This window comes from Tardiphaga sp. (assembly GCF_044340795.1).
Taxonomy (GTDB): Bacteria; Pseudomonadota; Alphaproteobacteria; order Rhizobiales; family Xanthobacteraceae; genus Tardiphaga.
In genome coordinates this window covers 1-16,431 of the sequence record NZ_JBIISY010000067.1, presented here as the reverse complement: position 1 = coordinate 16,431, position 16,431 = coordinate 1, and the positions used below count along the sequence as shown (strand labels likewise).

The following is a 16,431-nucleotide window of genomic DNA, read 5'->3' as shown; positions in this document are numbered from 1 at the left end:
TTTTCCACCCGTTCGGATGCTGCACGAGAAGCGACGTGTCGGCTCAGAGAGCCGGCATGTTGCAACCGACTTCTTCCTTGGTGCCGAAGGCCTTCTCGGTCTCTTCAGCCGTCGCGGAGGTGTTCTTCAGCACGTCGAAGTAGTCCCACTTGTCGGTGATCTGCTTCTTGACGCCAACGATCACGGCCGGACGCACCAACTGGTGATCCCATTCGCGGAAATAGAACGGGAACGCTTCTTCCGTGTTCTTCCACTTCTCAAGCGCGGTCACGATCGCGTTCGAATCCGTGGACTTGGCGGCTTCGATCGACTCCAGTAGCGCACGCATGCCAGTCCAGCCCGACCAGGTCTTGTCCGACGGCGGTTCGTTATACTTCTTCTGGAAGTCCGCGATCATCTTCTTCTCGGCCTCGGTATTCTTCGGATTGTTATAGTACCAAGGCTTCACATAGATGCCGGTGGAGGCCTGCGCGCCGACATCCCAGAAGTCGGTGTCGGTGACGGCGATGGCGCCATAGGGGATCTTGTCTTTCATCCCCATTTCGTTCCACTGCTTCAGGAAGTTCGAGAAGTCACCGCCGACGAGACCGCCGACCACGACATCCGGCTTTGCCTGACGGATCTTGAGAACGTAGGAGCTGTAATCCGCAGTGTTGATGGGTACTTCATCGACGCCGACTTCAGTCGCGCCAACCTTTTTCAGGAGAGCGCGCGAGGAGCGCAGGATATCCTGGCCGAACGCGTAGGACGCTGTGATGAAATAAACCTTTTTGCCGATCTGCGAGATGTACGGCATCAGGCCTTCCATCTGCACGGGCACAGTGGCCTGGGTACGGAACGTATAACGACTGCAATTCTTGCCGGTGATCTCGCTGGCGGCAGCGCCGGTGAGGATTAGCGGAATTTTCTCGCGATTGGCGACGCTCATCATGGCGAGCGCGGACGACGAGTAGTTGCCGCCGACAACGGCGACGACCTTGTTCTCATCGACCAGTCGTTGCATGTTCTGCTGCGACACCTGCGGATTGGGCTCGTCCAGCCAGATCAGTTCGATCGGGCGACCTAGCACCTTGCGGCCGGCCTGCTCGACAGCGAGTTCGCTGCCGCGCTGCAGATACTGGCCGATGGCGGCACCCGGTCCCTGCTTCGAATAGATCAAGCCAATACGGATCGGCTCGTTGGACTGCGCCTGCGCGGCTCCGAGGCCGAATGTGGACAGTGCGACTGCACCCGCGAACGCGCCGATCAGGGCGCGCCGTTCCGAACTCACTTTTTTCATCATTGTCTCCTCCCGGTTTGTTTTGTGTCGTTGGTATCAGGTCGTACGGTGCGGTTTGCCGAAGATCGGTTCCTTGTAGGGAATGGGAGGCAACTCCCACGTACCGGTCGATGGCGGCCGCACTTCTGAGTCGACATGCAGATCGATGACGCATGGCCGACGGTTTTTGATGGCAGTCTCGACAGCGCCGCGCAGATCCTCGCTACGAGTGACGGTCACGCCGTCAGCACCGCAGGCGCGGGCCCATGCCGCGAAGTCCGGATTGTAGCGATCGCCGCCCGGGCCTTGATTGCCCTTGTAGAAAGCGGTGCCCAGTTCACGGCCCTCGAACAGGCCGTATTGCAGATCGCGGATCGCGCCCCAGGCAAAGTTGTTCCAGACGATCCAGATGCAGGGCAGATCATATTCGACGGCGGTGGCGACCACATAAGGGGCCATCATGAAACCGCCATCTCCAACCACCGCGACGCAAGGACGATCCGGCGCGGCAAGCTGTGCGCCGAGCACACCGCACACGCCGAAGCCCATCGACGAATAGCCCCAGCTGTTGAGCATGCTCTGGGTGCGCTTTGGCTTCCAGAACTGCATGAACCAGTTGTGATGCACACCGGAGTCGAGGGACAGGATCACATCATCGGGCAGCACGTCCAGCAGCGCGCCAACCACATATTCCGGCCGGATCGGTGTCGTCACCGACGAGAAAGCCGGACGGATGAACTTTTCCCATTCGGCCACCCAACCGGCGACTTCCTCGCGCCAGTCGCCGAAATTCTCCCGCGCGATTTCCTTGCGCTTGCCGAGGCCAGCGAGCAGCTGCGCCGCAAATACCTTGGCATCGGCGATAATGCCGAGGGTCGGCGGATAATTGCGGCCGAGCTCCGCCGGATCGATATCGACCTGCAGCAGCTTGGTGGTGGGGAAATTCCAAGAATAGCCGGCATGCCAGCTCGACGACGAACGATCGTCAAAACGCGTGCCGATGCAGATCACGAGATCCGAAAACCGGCCGGCCTGATTGGCGGGATAGGCACCGTTCCGCCCAATGAAACCAAGCGTGAGCGGATCGTCTGCCGGCACGCAGCCCATGCCGTTCGGCGAAGTGATGACGGGAATGCCGAGTTTCTGCTGCAGCTCGGTGATCTCGGGGCCGGCTTCCGCAAGCGTCGTGCCGTGGCCGATGAAGAACACCGGACGCTTGGCTTTCGCCAGGAGATCGAGCGCGGCTGTAACATCGTTGTCGCTTGCGCTCGGACGATGCTTGCCGTGCACATGCGACAGCGCCGGCAGCTCGACGTCATCCTCTTCCTGGAAGACGTTATAGGGAATGTCGAGATTGACGGGGCCTGGACGGCCGGTAACCATGGTGTCAAACCCCTGACGCAGCGCCAGCGGCAGCATATCGACCCGACTCGGCTGGAACGAGCGCTTCACGACGGGGCGCAGCACCTGCGCAAAATCCGCCTGGTTATGCGCATAGAGCTCCTGGAACGGCGCACGATTGGCCTGCGATGTCGGCACGTTCGCGGTGATCGCCATGAAGGTCGAGGAGTCCGATAGCGCCGTCGCCAGCGACATCACCATATTGGCCGAACCCGGGCCGGTAGACGTCAGCGTCGCCACCGGCTGATGCTTCACACGGAAATAGGCGTCCGCCATATGCCCCGCGCATTGTTCGTGGCGCGGCGACACCAGTTTCACCTTGTCGCGCACGGCATGCAGCGCGTCGAGAATGCCGACATTGCCATGCCCGCAGATCCCGAAAACGAAGGGCACCTTCTGCTTGACGAGATATTCGGCGATGACCTCGCCGCCCTTCATTTTAGCCATGTCTCACTCCAGTTCTTTTTGATCACAGGCCGTCAGGCCAGAATGGTGATCATACGTTCTTCGCTCATCTCGCGGATAGCGTAATGCGGACCTTCGCGCCCGAAGCCACTGTCTTTGGAGCCGCCATACGGCATCACATCGACGCGCGAACTCGGCGTCTCGTTGATGTGAACGCCGCCGACCTGCAGCTTCTGCGCAGCCTGCAGTGCAACATCGATGCGCTTGGTGAAGATGCCAGTTGCGAGGCCATAAGGCGTCGCATTCACGCGCGTGATCGCCTCATCGATCGCATCAAAAGGCGCGATGCACAGCACCGGACCAAACACTTCCTGACAACCGAGCGGCGTGCTGGGACTGACATCGGTCAGCAGAGCGGGTGGCATCACCGCTCCTCTGCGTTCTCCGCTCACCAGCAGCCGCGCTCCACGCTCAACCGCATGAGCGATCCAGGATTCGATCCGTTTCGCCGAGGCCTCGCTGATGACCGGACCGACCACGACGTTCTCGTCCGCGGGATCGCCATAAGGCAGCGCCTTGGTCATCGGCACCAGCCGATCGATGACCTGTGCCAGCAGCGGTCGCTGCACGAGCAGCATCTGGATCGAGGTGCACACCTGCCCGGCTTTGCGGTAGCTGGCGTTGATCACCTTGGGCAGCGCTACCTCCAGATCGGCATCGTCGCAAATGATGCAATGGGCAATCGATCCAAGCTCCATCTGAGTACGACGAAGCCCGGCTGCAGCCTGAATAGCGCGGCCAACTTCGGTGCTGCCGGTGAACGCATAGAACCGAACAAGCGGCTCTTCGAGCAGCCATGTCGCGACCTCGGCATCGCCATGCACGACCGACATCAATCCCGCAGGCAAACCAGCTTCCAGCAGGCACTCCGCCATGATGCAGGACGACATCGGAGTATGCAGCGACGGCTTGAGCACCAACGCATTGCCGGCAGCCAGTGCGGGACCGACCTTGTGGGCGACCGTATTCAGTGGCGCGTTGAACGGAGTAATGGCGCAGATGACGCCGAGCGGAACGCGCAGCGTGAAGCCAAGACGGCCCGCTTGCCCGGCTGCGCCCTCGATCGGAACGGTGTGCCCGCGAAAGTTTCGCGCTTCTTCGGCCGACAGCCTGAACGTATTGGCGGTGCGTTGCGCCTCCCCCATCGCATCGCGGAGTGGGAAACCAGCTTCCTTGCAAAGAATATCGGCAAGTTCCGCGGCGCGTTTCTCGATCAAGGCGGCCGTGCGGTCGAGTATGGCGCCCCTTTCATGGGGCGTCAGCCGGCTGGCCTGGAAGGCCGCATCGGCCGCAGCCACACAATCAGCGATTTGCTGCCGCGACGGCAGTTGCGCCAACATGCACGGCTCAAGACGGAACTTGTCCATCACCGGCGCAGTTTTCGCTCCCCCACCCCACTGACCGCCGATAAGCAGCCGACAGGTCGGCAAATCCGCTGAACGTTGCTGGGCCGAAACACCCGCCATCGCGTCCTACTCCCGAGAATTTCTAAGTTCTCGTGCGAATTAGAACTGAATTGACATAAGCGAAAATACTGATTTGGATTGGGTGCTATAAGGACACGATATACCCACCCTCTTCCAAATGTCGGGATGCGATCAATGGATCTGCGCCAGTTGCGCTATTTCGCCCAGATCGTCGAAAGCGGCAGCCTGTCGAAGGCATCACGCTGCCTGTTCGTCGCGCAGCCGGCGCTGAGCCAGCAACTCGCCAAGCTGGAGGACGAGGTCGGCAAGCCGCTGCTGCATCGTTCGGCAAAAGGCGTGACGCCGACCGACAACGGCCTTGCGCTGTATCACCACGCACGCTTCATGCTGCGCCAGCTTGATCAGGCACTTTCGATCGCCCGCCAGGAAGCCGGCGAAGTCCGCGGCATGGTTTCGCTCGGACTGCCATCCACGACGCTGGTCGCGCTCGGCCTGCCGCTGATGCGGCGCATCCACGAAAAATACCCCGGCATCCTGCTCAACGTCGTCGAAGGCATGAGCGGACACATCGCGCAGATGATGCGGCTCGGCCAGCTCGATCTCGCGATCCTCTTCACCAATGACGTCTCCACCAAGCTCGATGCAACGCCGCTGCTCGATGAAGAACTGTTCGTCCTGCTGCCGCGAGACAGCAAACTCGTCCCCGCCAAACAAAGCACCATCACGGTCGCTGAGGTCGCCAGGCTTCCGCTTATACTCCCCACCAGCACGCATGGTCTGCGCCGCCGCGTCGTTGCCGAATTCGAGCGCCGCGATCTGACACCGCATGTGGTAGCCGAGATCGACTCGCTGACGCTGCTGATGAATTGCGTCTATGACGGCATGGGCGTGACGATCAAACCGATGTCCGCACTCCGTCATGAAGGCGAGCGCGGCAAGCATTGGCGGGCGCTCAGCATCGCCGACGCGAAAATCGCACGCCGCAATTACGTTTATTCGATCGCCAAGACATTGCTATCGCCGGCGGCGTCGGCCGTCGCCGTCGAATTGCAGGACACCGCACGAACGCTCGTTCTGACCGGCGAATGGCAGGGTGTCGTGCTTGTCGAACCGAACGAGGGCCGTGACCTGCTGCAAACGGCTGCGGAGTGAACCGGTGACACGCTCGCTCACCGAGTGCGTCACGTCATTTGATCCGCAGACCAATCTGTGACACCACATCGGCCCACGTGGGGAGCCCGCGATCCATTCGCTTTCGCAAATCCTGCGGGCCCTTCGCGGTAATCCGCAAACCAGTCTGCTCGATCGAATCGACAAAAGGCGTTAAGGGCAGCATCCCCTGCTATTGCCCCATGGAGGCTGTTTGAGATGCGCCCCGATGCCAGAGGCTGTCCCGGAGTACCGAAGACAATGCGTCATTCTGTGCAAGGGCACTTCCAGCAGTCCGCGTAAGGCCAATGCGAGATTGAACGCGGAGTTGGTCCGTCCGATCGCCCCTGCACGCTACTCCGGCGCAAATACCACGACCCGTCCTTGCGAAGCCAACTCTCCTAAGGCGTGAGACTTTCGATATAACAGTCACGTATTAGAGCACCTGAACGGCCTTTGGCACGACCATACGATGTCCGCTTGTGCCAAAAACCGACGACTGTATCGGCCTGCGTTGTTTGTGTTAACCGAACCGATCAAGGCACATCGCTAAGGCGCCAGAAACTGGAACAGCCGTGCATCGTCGCGGATCGCGGCTGCGCTTCCGGCCATGGCGACGGTGCCCCGGTCGAGCACATAGGCCTGCGTCGCGATGCGCAGCGCCAGATCGAGATGCTGCTCCACGATCACCACCGCAATGTCCTTCGACAGGGCCAGCAAGCGCTCGGTGATCTCCTCGATGACACCGATCCAGACGCCCTCGGTTGGCTCGTCCAGTAACAGGATCTTCGGATTGGACAACATGGCGCGGCCGATCGCCAGCATCTTGCGCTCACCGCCGGACAGCGTACCGGCGAACTGGTCGAGGCGCTGGCCGAGCTTCGGAAAAATCTCCAGAACGCGATCGACGGCGCCGCTGTCGCGATTTGTGAGGGCGCCAACGGCAAGATTGTCGCGCACCGACAGTTTCGCGAAGACCGAATGCTCCTGCGGCACATAGCCGATGCCATGGCGAATGCGTTGCTCGGTCGGCAGGGTTCCGATGCCGCGCCCGTCGAGCTGGATCGCCCCCGACAGCACCGGCAGTTCGCCGACGATGGCCTTCATCAGCGTCGTCTTGCCGGCGCCGTTGCGGCCGAGAATGGCGACGCCGCCACGCCATGGCACGCTCAGATTCACGCCGAACAGAACCTGGCTGCGGCCATAGCCGGCGTCGAGATTTTGAATGTCGAGGAATTTGTCGTCAGGCACGGCGGAGATAGACCTCCTGAACGCGAGGGCAGGACTGGACATGCTGGACCGATCCCGTCTGCAGGATCTGTCCCTGATCAAGCACCGTCAGCCGATCACAGATGTCGCGGATAAAATCGAGATCGTGTTCGACGATCACGAGCGAGCAGCTGGCCTTGATCGGCTGCAGCAGCTCGCCGGTGACCCGGCGCTCCTCAATGCTCATGCCGCCGGTCGGCTCATCCAGCAGCAGCAGCTTCGGCTCGGGCGCCAGCGCCATCGCGATCTCGAGCCATTGCTGCTGGCCATGCGACAGCGCAGCCGCCGGTTCATAGGCGCGGTCAGCAAGCCGGAACTGCTCCAACATCCCCATCACCTTGTCATGCAGCACACCACGCGTGCGCGACAAGGCCAGCGTCAGCAACGACGTCTGCGCCTGCAACGCCAGCAGGACATTGTCATATAGCGTCAGCGCCGGAAGCACGCTGGTGATCTGAAATTTCAGGCTCATGCCGGCGCGGGCGCGCTCGGCCGGCGTGGCTTGCGTGATGTCGTGGCCACCGAACGAAACGATGCCTCTGGTCGGCGTCTCGGCACCGGCGATGCATTTCATCAGCGTGCTCTTGCCGGACCCGTTGGGACCGATCAGGCCGTGAAACTCGTTCTCGCCGACCGTAAGCGCGGCGTCGTTGAGTGCGGTGAGCTTGCCAAAGACCTTGACCAGACCTTGTGCCTCGAGCAGCGCCATGGTCAGCCCCTCCCCGGCGGTCGGCCGAACGTACCGACACGTTCGCGCTGCGAGACGACAAGGCTGACAAGCCCCGCAGGACGGAACAGGATCACGAGCAGCAGCAGCACGCCAAGAATGATCGGCCAGATATCCTGATAGCTGTTGGAGAGCCAGAAACTGATCGCCTCGATGACGATCGTCCCGATCACCGCCCCGATCAGCGTGCCGGAGCCGCCGAACAGCACATAGAGCACCACCTGGGTCGAGATCACGACGCCCAGCATGTTCGGCCAGACGAAGCCTTCGTGGAACGCATAGAGGCTGCCGGCAAGCCCGGCGATGGCGCCGGCCAGTGAGAAGATGATCGCCTTGAGATGCTGCACCTTGTAGCCGAAAAAGGCGATGCGCTGCTCGTTCTCGCGCAGCCCCGCCAGCGCGAGGCCGAATTGCGAGCGCATCAGGAAACGGCAGAGCAGATAGACGGCGATGAGGAAACCGAGCGCGACATAGTAGAAGGCCATGCCCTCGGTGAGATCATAGCTCCCCACCGTCATCGGCGGGATCGATGGAATGCCGTTCTGGCCGCCGAGATAGTACCATCCCCGCGCCAGACGATCGCAGGCATAGGAGCCCGTCAGCGTGCCGAGCGCCACGAAGATGACACTGGCCGGATGCCGTCCGAGCAGCAGGAAGCCGCCCAGCAGGAGCGCGAAGGCGAAGCCGATCAGGATCCCCGCCGGGAGCACAAGGAACATCGAAACGATACCGAGATCGCGCGCCAGCAATGCCACGCCATAGCCAGCCGAACCGAAGAAGGCCGCCTGCCCGAAACTCATGATGCCCGCATAGCCCCAGACGAGATCGAAGGACAAGGCGAACAGGCAGAGGATCAGCACACGCGTGGCATAGACGGTGAGATAGTCCTGCAGCAACCAGGGCAGAACGAGGCCCGTCGCCAGCAACGCGACTTCCAGGATCGGCAGCACGGCCCATCGTCGTGACGCGCCTTGCTGGCGTGTCGTTAGTGGTGCGGAGGAATGTGTGATCTCGGTCATCGTTGGGATGTCAGCATTCTTTCGGATCGACCAGACCGGCGCTGCGCGCGACGATGTCGTATTTCCCGCCCTTGGCGACCGCCGTATACATGTTCATCTTGCAATGGCGCTTGCCGGGCACCATCTCCGCCGGCCCGCCCGGTCCTTCGGCGATCTTGGCATGGTCGAGCGCCTTCGCCACCGCATCACGCTCGACACTGCCGGCCTCCTTCACCGCGGCTTCCCACAGTTTCAGGCCGCGATAGGTGCCGGTGGCCGCGCTGCCCGCTGCAAACAGGAAATTGCCGGGATACTGCTTCTCGTAAGTCTCCTGCAGCTTGGCGCTGAACGGCTGCTCCGGCGTCAGCGCCTTGAAGTAATCGAGACAGCTCGCCAGCCCTTCGATTTCCGCGGGCTGATTGATGCTCAGCGTATTCTCGTCGTAATAGACACAAGCGAGCCGACCGCCATTCTTGAGGAATCCCGCGTCCGATAACTGCTTGAAGAACGGGCCGACGCCCGGCGGGATGATGGTGTTGAAAACCACATCGACCTTGTTGGAGATGACGCGGTTCACGGTCGACGAGAAATCGATCTGGTCGAGCGGGTAGTATTCCTCGAACACCACCTCGCCCCCATTGGTCTCGATCACCTTGCGGGCATAAGCGTTCAGCGTGCGCGGCCAGACGTAATTGGCACTCGGCAGCGCGAAGCGCTTGCCGCCATTCTTGATCAGCCATGGAATGAACTCGTCACATTGCTGCGCCGGCGTCGGCCCCGTGCAGAACAGATAGGGCGTGCATTCCTTGCCCTCATAGAGTTGCGGATAGATGTAGAGCGTCTTGCCGCGGGACACGATGACGTCCTTGATGGCATTGCGCATCGACGAGGTGATGCCCCCGAGCACCAGATCGACCTTCTCGCGCTGGATCAGTTTCCGGACATTGCCGACAGCGACGGATTCGTTTGACGCGGTATCCTCGATATAGAGTTCGAGCGGACGCCCCAGCAGGCCACCAGCGTCGTTGATCTGCTTGACCACCATCTTCGCGACATTGGCATCGGCGTTGCCCGCATAGCCCATCGGTCCGGTCAGGTCGGTGCCGATCCCGACCTTGATCGGCCCCGCCGCCGCATTGGCCCAGTCCGCGGGTATGACCCAGCTTCCCACGCCAGTGGCGATGGCCGTCGAGGCAAAGGCGAAATTGCCGAGAAAGCGGCGACGTGTGAACTGGCTGTGGTCGCGCGACATGGATTACACCCCTTTTCCCGATACGAGGCCCTGCGGCCGGAACTTGATGAAGATGATGGCAAGCACGAACACCGCGACGTCGGCGATGACCGGCGAGATGATCCATGGCAGCGCCGCGCTCAGCGTGCCGATGACGCCAGCACCGGCCACCGGACCGGCGAAGGAGCCGATCCCCCCCACCATCACGGCGACAAAGCCCTGGATCAGGAAGCGGAGGCCGAGATCCGCGAACAGCGTGAACACCGGCACGATCAGCGCGCCTGCAAGCCCCGCCAGCGCCGCCCCAAAGGCGAAGGTTGCGCCATAGATCGCGCTGGTCGAGATGCCCGAGGCGCGCGCCAGTGACGGATTTTCCAGCGACGCCCGGATACGCAGACCGAACGCCGTGCGGGCGAGCAGCACATAGCTGCCGAGCATCACCAGCGCGGTAATGACGATGATCACCAACCGCCAGGCCGAGAAATGCATGTTGCCGATGGTCACCGATCCACCGATCGGCTCCGGCACCGACAGATAGAGCCCGCCGATCAGGCCGCGCACGATCTCGCGGATGATCAGGCCCAGCGCATAAGTGCCGAGCATGGCCACGATCGGCGCCGCATAGAAGCGCCGGACGATCAGCCGCTCGAGCACGAAGCCCAGAGCACCGACCACAAACGGCGCCGCCAGCATGCCGAGCCAGACCGGCGCACCGGCCGCATGGACGACATAGGTGACGTAGGCGCCGAGCAGGACGAATTCACCCTGCGCGAAATTGAAGATGCCCATCATGCTGGCGATGATGCCGAGACCGAGCACCACCAGCACCACGATCGCCCCGAAACTGGCGATCTCGAAGATCGCCATCACCAGACTATCCATGCGCGATCACCGGGATCGTGTTCCGCACATCGGCCTCACATGGTTTTCCAGTCGCCGGCCTGCTCGAACGCATGGGCGGCGCGGTAGATCGTCATCTCGTCAAAGTGCTTGCCCACCAGCATCAGGCCCACCGGCAGGCCATCCACCATGCCGCAAGGCAGCGACATGGCCGGATGATGCGTGATGTCGAAGGGCGATGTGTTGGTGATCATCTCGAAAGCGCGGCCGATGATCTCCTCACGCGGCGCGCCCGGCTCCGGCAGTTTGGTGGCCTTCATCGGGGTGGTCGGCATCAGCAGCAGGTCGTATTTGGCCAATGCCCGGTCATAGGCAGCCGTCACCCGGCGCGAGATATTGAGGGCCTTGCCATAGAAGCGCGATCCGAAGGTGTTGTTGATGTGGGTTCCGAACAACAACAGCAGCTTGGTCGTCTCGGACAGCGAGTCCGCCTGCCCGCGCCAACCGCGATGGGCGTCCATCAGCGAGGTGGCATAGAGATCGGCGCGGCTAAGCCCATAGCCGTCGCCATACATCATCGTCTGGGTCATGCCCTCGGTACCGATCGGCATCCACACGGAGGCCGCGGTCAGATGCATCGGGATCGAGATTTCCTCGACCTCGGCGCCAAGGCTGGCGAGACGTTTCGCGGCCTCGCGGACGCTCTCGTTCACGGCGGTCTCGGCGCCCGCCTGCTCGAACCCTTCCTTGACGATGGCGATCTTCATGCCACGCACACCGCCGCCGAGCGCCTTCGTGTAGTCCTGCACTACAGGGGCCTTGATGCGCGGGTCATAGCCGTCATCGCCGGCCAGAACCTCGAGCAGCAGGGCATTGTCGGCCACATTCGCCGTCATTGGCCCGGTGTGATCGACATAGATCTCGATCGGCATGATCCCCGTATAGGGCACGAGCCCCCAGGTCGGCTTCATGCCATAGGTGCCGCTGAAGGACGACGGCATGCGGATCGAGCCGCCCTGGTCACCGCCGATCGCCATGTCGGCTTCGCCGAGCGCCACCACGACCGCGCTACCCGATGACGAACCGCCTGCGGAATAGCCCATCTTGTGCGGATTGTGCACAGGCCCGGTGGAGTTGGTATGGCTACCACCCGACATGCAAAAGTGCTCGCAATGCACCTTGCCGAGGATCTCTGCGCCGGCATCGAGCATGCGCGTGACGATGGTGGCGTCGAAGTCCGGCACGTAACCTTCCAGCGTGGAGGAGCCGTTCATCATCGGCACACCGGCCAGCATGATGTTGTCCTTCAGCGCGACGGTCTTGCCTTTCAGCTTGCCGCTGGACGCTCCCTTCACCACCGACTTGCGGTACCAGGCATTGTGCTTGTTCTCGTGCGGCGAGGGCTGGAAGCCCGGCGTGCGCGGATACTTCACCTCCGGCACCTCATCCGGCATCGCTGCCACGGCGTTATAGGCATCGACCGACGGCTGCATCAGCGCGCGGAACGAGGTGATGTCATCGTCTGACAGCGCAAGTCCGCACTGGTCGGCGACGGCGAGAATCTGATCGGGGGTGGGAAGCGCAACTGCCACGACGAGGTCTCCTGATCTTCACGATGTCCGGCAAACGCGCGCGAAACCGCGAGCGCATCGCCATGAGCGACAACAATGTCGCTCCACGCGGATCATAGGAAACGGAAATATTTTCTTTTTCAAGTATTATTTTTGACTCAGCTATTGGAAATGCCGACGCGTCGTCAGAACGTCTCGATCAGCCTGAAGTCGAGGCCATCGGCTTCAGCGAGATAGATCGGCATCTTGGCGCGACCGGCTTTCATCACCACCTCGCCCCGCGCGCCGCGATAGCTGCTGCGCGATGCGGCCTGCAGCAGCGGCCTGACGCCGACACTGCCGGCCTTCGCGGCCACCGCTTCAAGAAAACGCAGTCCCTCATAATTCGACTGCGCCACGGACCCCGGAGACGGCGAGCACCGCCCGAACATCGCCTCGTACTGCCCGCGAAAGATGTCGTTCGCCGCCGAACCGCGCTCGATGAAGTAGCCCGACGAGCAATAGAGATTCTCGGAATTGTTGGCACCGATTCCGAGCAGCAGCGTCTCGTCCATCGCACCGGCGAGGCGCAGCATCTTCGCTGCCAAACCGTGCTCGGCGAAAGCACGATTGAATACGATACTGTCGGTGCCGATCAGCGAAATCACGACGACATCGGGCCGCGCATCCCGAATGCGATCAATGGCGGCCGAATGATCATGCTCGCCCATCGCCACGAATTCCTCGCCGACCACCTGCCCGCCGGCCTCGGCGATATATTTCTTGGTGGCCTTGTGGGCGAGCCACGGCCAGACATAGTCGCTGCCGATCAGGTACCAGCGCTGCGCCTTCTTGCGTTCCGCGAGCCACTGGATGGCAGGCCTGGACTGATCGCGCGGTGTCTCGCCGATGGCCATCACCCCCGGCGTTCGCTCGCCGCCTTCATAAACGGGAGTGTAAATATAGGGGACACGGCCACCGATCGCCTTGCGCAGCGCGACGCGCACGGCGCTGATATGCGACCCCACAATGATATCGGCTTCGTCGCGCGCGATGATGTCTCGCGCGGTTTCCGCAATGTCCTCGATATTGCCGCCGGCATCATAGAACACCGGCTCGATCTCGCGTCCCAGGATGCCGCCGCGGCGATTGATCTCGGATGCCGCCAGCAGCATGCTGTTGGTGCCGGCGAGCCCCCAGATGCCGGCAGGCCCGGTTAGACCGATGAAATTGACGACGCGCAACTTGCTCGCATTGCGCCGGCGCAGGAAGCCATCCGCGCGATCATACAGATCGTCGTCGCCGCTGCCGCCCACGCCCCTGAACAGCCACGCAGGCGAAGGAGCTGTCAGTCCGGTCTGCACAGATGAGAGCATACGGCTCTCCTTTCGGCATGATCAGTTCTTGTCGTTGTCGGCGTCGCGGGAGGTAAAATGACACAAAGAAAATATCCTAACGGAAAATATTGAAACTTCAACAATTCCCATGCATAGAGTTCGGGCAACGCCGCTCAATATTCGCCCCTTTTTCCAACCGAGCACGGACCCGTGGCCAAGACTCCGTCTGCCAAGTCGCCCTCTACCAAGTCGCCCGCTACGCCGATCACCGAGCATCTCGCTTATCTGCTGGCGCAGGCCAATCGCGAGATCAATCGCCAGCTTGACGCACGCTTCAAGAAAGAAGGCGTGCCGGTCGAGCAATGGCGCATCCTCAAGATCCTGTCGGACGGCCAGGGCCATTCGATGGGCGACCTCGCCGAAGCCGTCTTGCTCAACCATCCGACCCTCACCAAGATGGTCGACCGGATGGTGTCTGATGCCCTCGTCTATCGCGTGCAGGATCCCGACGATCGCCGCAAGGTGCTGATGTTCATCTCCGATCGTGGCAAGACGCTGACCCAGCGCCTCAACTCGCTGGCACTGAGCCAGGAAGCCCATATCGCCGAAAACTATGGCAACAAGGCCACCGCAGACTTGAAGCGGTTGCTGGAAAGCCTGATCGAGAAAGCGAACTAAGCTTTCCCGATCGCAGCCGACCGTTGTCAGGCGAGATACGTCTTCAGGATCGATGCCCCCAGCGTGTATTTGGGATCGACCATGTTGCCGAGGCGGACCCGGCCGCATTGGGTGAGCAGCATATAGGCTTCGGTCTCGTCGAAGCCGTAATCGGCCGCCATCCAGCGGATCAACTCCCGATAGGCGATGCGCGACGCATCCTCCATCGGCCGCGCAGAACCGATGGTCATGATGAACTTGTCGGTCTCCAGCCGCGGCCATTTGAACGACCAGTTCTTGATCAGATCGACCTGCACCGTCGTCACCGTCGGATGTTCCAGCGCGACACCGCAGAGCTCGCCATCGCCCTGGCAGGCATGGCAATCGCCGAGATAAAGCAGCGCGCCCGGCGTATTCACCGGCAGATAGATGACGGCGCCGACGCCAACGTCGGGGAGATCCATGTTGCCGCCATAGTAATCCGGCTGCAGCGAGGAGATCGCCTCGATCTCCGGTGACACGCCAATGGTCCCGATGAACGGATCATAAGGCAGCGTGATCTTGTCGCTCCATTTGACACCGCCCTCCACGGTGACTTCGAGCTTCTTCACCTTCTCCGGCAGCGGCGGATTGAGCAGCGCCGTATCACCAGTCGCAACTAGACCGCCGAATTCAGTGATCAGGCAGGTGGTGCCCACCGGCTGCGGACCGCGCGGCACGATCGACTTGATATAGACCGCGAGCACATCGCCCTTCTCGGCGCCGTTCACATAGATCGGGCCGTTCTGGGGATTGAGATAGGGGAAATTGAGGATCTCGCTGGGCTTGTCGGTCTCATGCTTGATCTTGCCTTCAAAGGCATCATGCGTTTCGGCCGAGATCACCGCGCCGGGATCGACGGTCAGCACCGGCTTCGCATAGGGGCCGTAGACATAGTGATACTTGCCCTGGCTTTCCTCGGTGATGGCATGGGATTTCCCGGGCTTTCCCTTGGCGACCCCGCGACGGGTCATGATGGAATTTTCGAGCCATGACATGGTCATTTCCTCCTTCTGGTCGATTGCAGGCTAGACGGCGAGATGACGGCGAACGACGTCGCGATCATCGAGATCTTGCGGTGTCAGTGCGGCGACGATGCGCCCCTTGTCCATGACGTAGCAGCGCTGCGCCATGGCGCGGATCATCTCGATATTCTGCTCCACCACGATCACCGTGACATTCGTGCGCTTGTTGAGATCGACGATGGTGCGCGCGATGTCCTGCACGATGGAAGGCTGGATGCCCTCCGACGGCTCATCGAGGAGGATCAGCGACGGATTGGAAATCATCACCCGACCGATGGCGAGCTGCTGCTGCTGGCCGCCCGACATGGTGCCCGCCGGTTGCCGGCGCCGCTCAGCCAGGATCGGGAATGTCGCATAGACCCGCGCATAATCATCGGCGCGCGCCTTGCCGGCGATGCTCTCGCCGACCTTGAGATTTTCCTCGACGCTCATGCGCGGAAACACGTCGCGGCCCTGTGGCACATAACCGATGCCGAGCCGGGCGCGGCGATGCGCGACCATGGCGCTGACGTCCTCGCCCTTGAACACGACATGGCCTTCGGTCGGCGGCAGCAACCCGATCAGGGTCTTTATCAGCGTCGATTTGCCGACACCGTTGCGGCCGATCACGGCGACGATCTCGCCTTCCCGGACATCCATGTCGATGCCCTGCAGCACCGGCTTGCCGCCATAGCCCGAGCGCAGCTTCAGCGCCGACAGCAGGACTTCCTTGCGCGTCGCGGTGTCAACCATGACCATGCCCCAGATAGATTTCGGCGACACGCTCGTCGGCGACGATCTCGTCAATCGTGCCCTGCGCAAAGATCTTGCCGAGATGCAGCACCGTGACCCGCCGCGCGACCTGACGGACGAAACTCATATCGTGCTCGACCGCGAGCACGGTGACGCCATCGGCATTCAGCGTCTTGACGATCTCGCCGGTGGCATGGGTCTCGGCCGGCGACATGCCTGCCGTGGGTTCGTCCAGCAGCAGCAATTTTGGCTTCAGGCTGATCGCCATGCCGATCTCCAGCCACTGTTTCTGGCCGTGACTGAGATTGCCGGCATGCTGGGCCGCG

At 61.8% G+C, this 16,431-nt stretch carries 15 protein-coding genes; 2 read left to right on the top strand and 13 right to left on the bottom strand.

Translation table 11 applies throughout. The features are described from left to right. Positions 1-43 precede the first annotated feature (43 nt). Genes ACIQ17_RS13305 through ACIQ17_RS13295 form a run of 3 tightly spaced genes read right to left on the bottom strand, consistent with a single transcriptional unit; the run spans position 44 to position 4,590 of the window. Complete coding sequence (locus ACIQ17_RS13305; protein WP_398469289.1) at positions 44-1,279, bottom strand: ABC transporter substrate-binding protein; 1,236 nt, start codon at positions 1,277-1,279, stop codon at positions 44-46. 36 nt (positions 1,280-1,315) lie between these two features. After that, positions 1,316-3,106, bottom strand: a complete 1,791-nt coding sequence (locus ACIQ17_RS13300; RefSeq protein ID WP_398469287.1) for a thiamine pyrophosphate-binding protein — start codon at positions 3,104-3,106, stop codon at positions 1,316-1,318. Between the two features lie 32 nt (positions 3,107-3,138). Next, positions 3,139-4,590, bottom strand: coding sequence for an aldehyde dehydrogenase family protein (locus ACIQ17_RS13295; protein ID WP_398469285.1), 1,452 nt, complete (start codon positions 4,588-4,590; stop codon positions 3,139-3,141). A gap of 135 nt (positions 4,591-4,725) precedes the next feature. On the opposite strand from ACIQ17_RS13295, the gene ACIQ17_RS13290 reads away from it, so the two are divergent. Then, positions 4,726-5,703 (top strand): LysR substrate-binding domain-containing protein, encoded by a 978-nt coding sequence (locus ACIQ17_RS13290; protein ID WP_398469283.1) that lies wholly within the window; start codon positions 4,726-4,728, stop codon positions 5,701-5,703. 546 nt (positions 5,704-6,249) lie between these two features. Here the strand turns inward: ACIQ17_RS13290 and ACIQ17_RS13285 are convergent. From ACIQ17_RS13285 to ACIQ17_RS13255, 7 genes are all read right to left on the bottom strand, one after another. After that, on the bottom strand, positions 6,250-6,993 hold the full coding sequence (locus ACIQ17_RS13285; protein ID WP_398469281.1) for an ABC transporter ATP-binding protein: 744 nt from the start codon (positions 6,991-6,993) through the stop codon (positions 6,250-6,252). Continuing rightward, a complete protein-coding gene (locus ACIQ17_RS13280; RefSeq protein ID WP_398469279.1) occupies positions 6,944-7,678 on the bottom strand; it encodes an ABC transporter ATP-binding protein in 735 nt (244 codons plus the stop codon). Before ACIQ17_RS13280 ends, ACIQ17_RS13285 begins: the two co-directional genes overlap by 50 nt. 2 nt (positions 7,679-7,680) lie before the next feature. Beyond that, complete coding sequence (locus ACIQ17_RS13275) at positions 7,681-8,715, bottom strand: branched-chain amino acid ABC transporter permease (protein ID WP_398469277.1); 1,035 nt, start codon at positions 8,713-8,715, stop codon at positions 7,681-7,683. A gap of 10 nt (positions 8,716-8,725) precedes the next feature. Next, positions 8,726-9,946 carry a substrate-binding protein gene (locus tag ACIQ17_RS13270; protein WP_398469275.1) on the bottom strand — a complete coding sequence of 407 codons (1,221 nt, stop codon included), beginning with the start codon at positions 9,944-9,946 and terminating at the stop codon, positions 8,726-8,728. 3 nt (positions 9,947-9,949) lie between these two features. Beyond that, positions 9,950-10,807, bottom strand: coding sequence for a branched-chain amino acid ABC transporter permease (locus tag ACIQ17_RS13265; protein ID WP_398469273.1), 858 nt, complete (start codon positions 10,805-10,807; stop codon positions 9,950-9,952). 35 nt (positions 10,808-10,842) lie between these two features. Next, positions 10,843-12,357: an amidase gene (locus ACIQ17_RS13260; RefSeq protein WP_398469271.1), complete on the bottom strand. Its 1,515-nt coding sequence runs from the start codon at positions 12,355-12,357 to the stop codon at positions 10,843-10,845. 164 nt (positions 12,358-12,521) lie between these two features. Next, on the bottom strand, positions 12,522-13,691 hold the full coding sequence (locus tag ACIQ17_RS13255; protein WP_398469269.1) for a substrate-binding domain-containing protein: 1,170 nt from the start codon (positions 13,689-13,691) through the stop codon (positions 12,522-12,524). A gap of 171 nt (positions 13,692-13,862) precedes the next feature. On the opposite strand from ACIQ17_RS13255, the gene ACIQ17_RS13250 reads away from it, so the two are divergent. After that, positions 13,863-14,330, top strand: coding sequence for a MarR family winged helix-turn-helix transcriptional regulator (locus ACIQ17_RS13250; RefSeq protein WP_398469267.1), 468 nt, complete (start codon positions 13,863-13,865; stop codon positions 14,328-14,330). 26 nt (positions 14,331-14,356) lie between these two features. Here ACIQ17_RS13250 and ACIQ17_RS13245 read toward each other — a convergent pair whose 3' ends face one another. The 3 genes from ACIQ17_RS13245 to ACIQ17_RS13235 form a co-directional block, all read right to left on the bottom strand. Continuing rightward, positions 14,357-15,346, bottom strand: coding sequence for an acetamidase/formamidase family protein (locus ACIQ17_RS13245; RefSeq protein WP_398469265.1), 990 nt, complete (start codon positions 15,344-15,346; stop codon positions 14,357-14,359). A gap of 30 nt (positions 15,347-15,376) precedes the next feature. Further along, positions 15,377-16,105 carry an ABC transporter ATP-binding protein gene (locus tag ACIQ17_RS13240; RefSeq protein WP_398469263.1) on the bottom strand — a complete coding sequence of 243 codons (729 nt, stop codon included), beginning with the start codon at positions 16,103-16,105 and terminating at the stop codon, positions 15,377-15,379. Continuing rightward, the coding region (locus ACIQ17_RS13235; protein ID WP_398469261.1) for an ATP-binding cassette domain-containing protein at positions 16,098-16,431 on the bottom strand (334 nt) is incomplete at its 5' end. The genes ACIQ17_RS13240 and ACIQ17_RS13235, both read right to left, overlap by 8 nt.

What these genes read in the sequence shown, in the direction of transcription:
- ACIQ17_RS13305 (WP_398469289.1), bottom strand. Translation starts at nt 1,279, where the DNA reads ATGAAAAAAGTGAGTTCGGAACGGCGCGCCCTGATCGGCGCGTTCGCG.
- ACIQ17_RS13300 (WP_398469287.1), bottom strand. Translation starts at nt 3,106, where the DNA reads ATGGCTAAAATGAAGGGCGGCGAGGTCATCGCCGAATATCTCGTCAAG.
- ACIQ17_RS13295 (WP_398469285.1), bottom strand. Translation starts at nt 4,590, where the DNA reads ATGGCGGGTGTTTCGGCCCAGCAACGTTCAGCGGATTTGCCGACCTGT.
- ACIQ17_RS13290 (WP_398469283.1), top strand. Translation starts at nt 4,726, where the DNA reads ATGGATCTGCGCCAGTTGCGCTATTTCGCCCAGATCGTCGAAAGCGGC.
- ACIQ17_RS13285 (WP_398469281.1), bottom strand. Translation starts at nt 6,993, where the DNA reads ATGTCCAGTCCTGCCCTCGCGTTCAGGAGGTCTATCTCCGCCGTGCCT.
- ACIQ17_RS13280 (WP_398469279.1), bottom strand. Translation starts at nt 7,678, where the DNA reads ATGGCGCTGCTCGAGGCACAAGGTCTGGTCAAGGTCTTTGGCAAGCTC.
- ACIQ17_RS13275 (WP_398469277.1), bottom strand. Translation starts at nt 8,715, where the DNA reads ATGACCGAGATCACACATTCCTCCGCACCACTAACGACACGCCAGCAA.
- ACIQ17_RS13270 (WP_398469275.1), bottom strand. Translation starts at nt 9,946, where the DNA reads ATGTCGCGCGACCACAGCCAGTTCACACGTCGCCGCTTTCTCGGCAAT.
- ACIQ17_RS13265 (WP_398469273.1), bottom strand. Translation starts at nt 10,807, where the DNA reads ATGGATAGTCTGGTGATGGCGATCTTCGAGATCGCCAGTTTCGGGGCG.
- ACIQ17_RS13255 (WP_398469269.1), bottom strand. Translation starts at nt 13,691, where the DNA reads ATGCTCTCATCTGTGCAGACCGGACTGACAGCTCCTTCGCCTGCGTGG.
- ACIQ17_RS13245 (WP_398469265.1), bottom strand. Translation starts at nt 15,346, where the DNA reads ATGTCATGGCTCGAAAATTCCATCATGACCCGTCGCGGGGTCGCCAAG.
- ACIQ17_RS13240 (WP_398469263.1), bottom strand. Translation starts at nt 16,105, where the DNA reads ATGGTTGACACCGCGACGCGCAAGGAAGTCCTGCTGTCGGCGCTGAAG.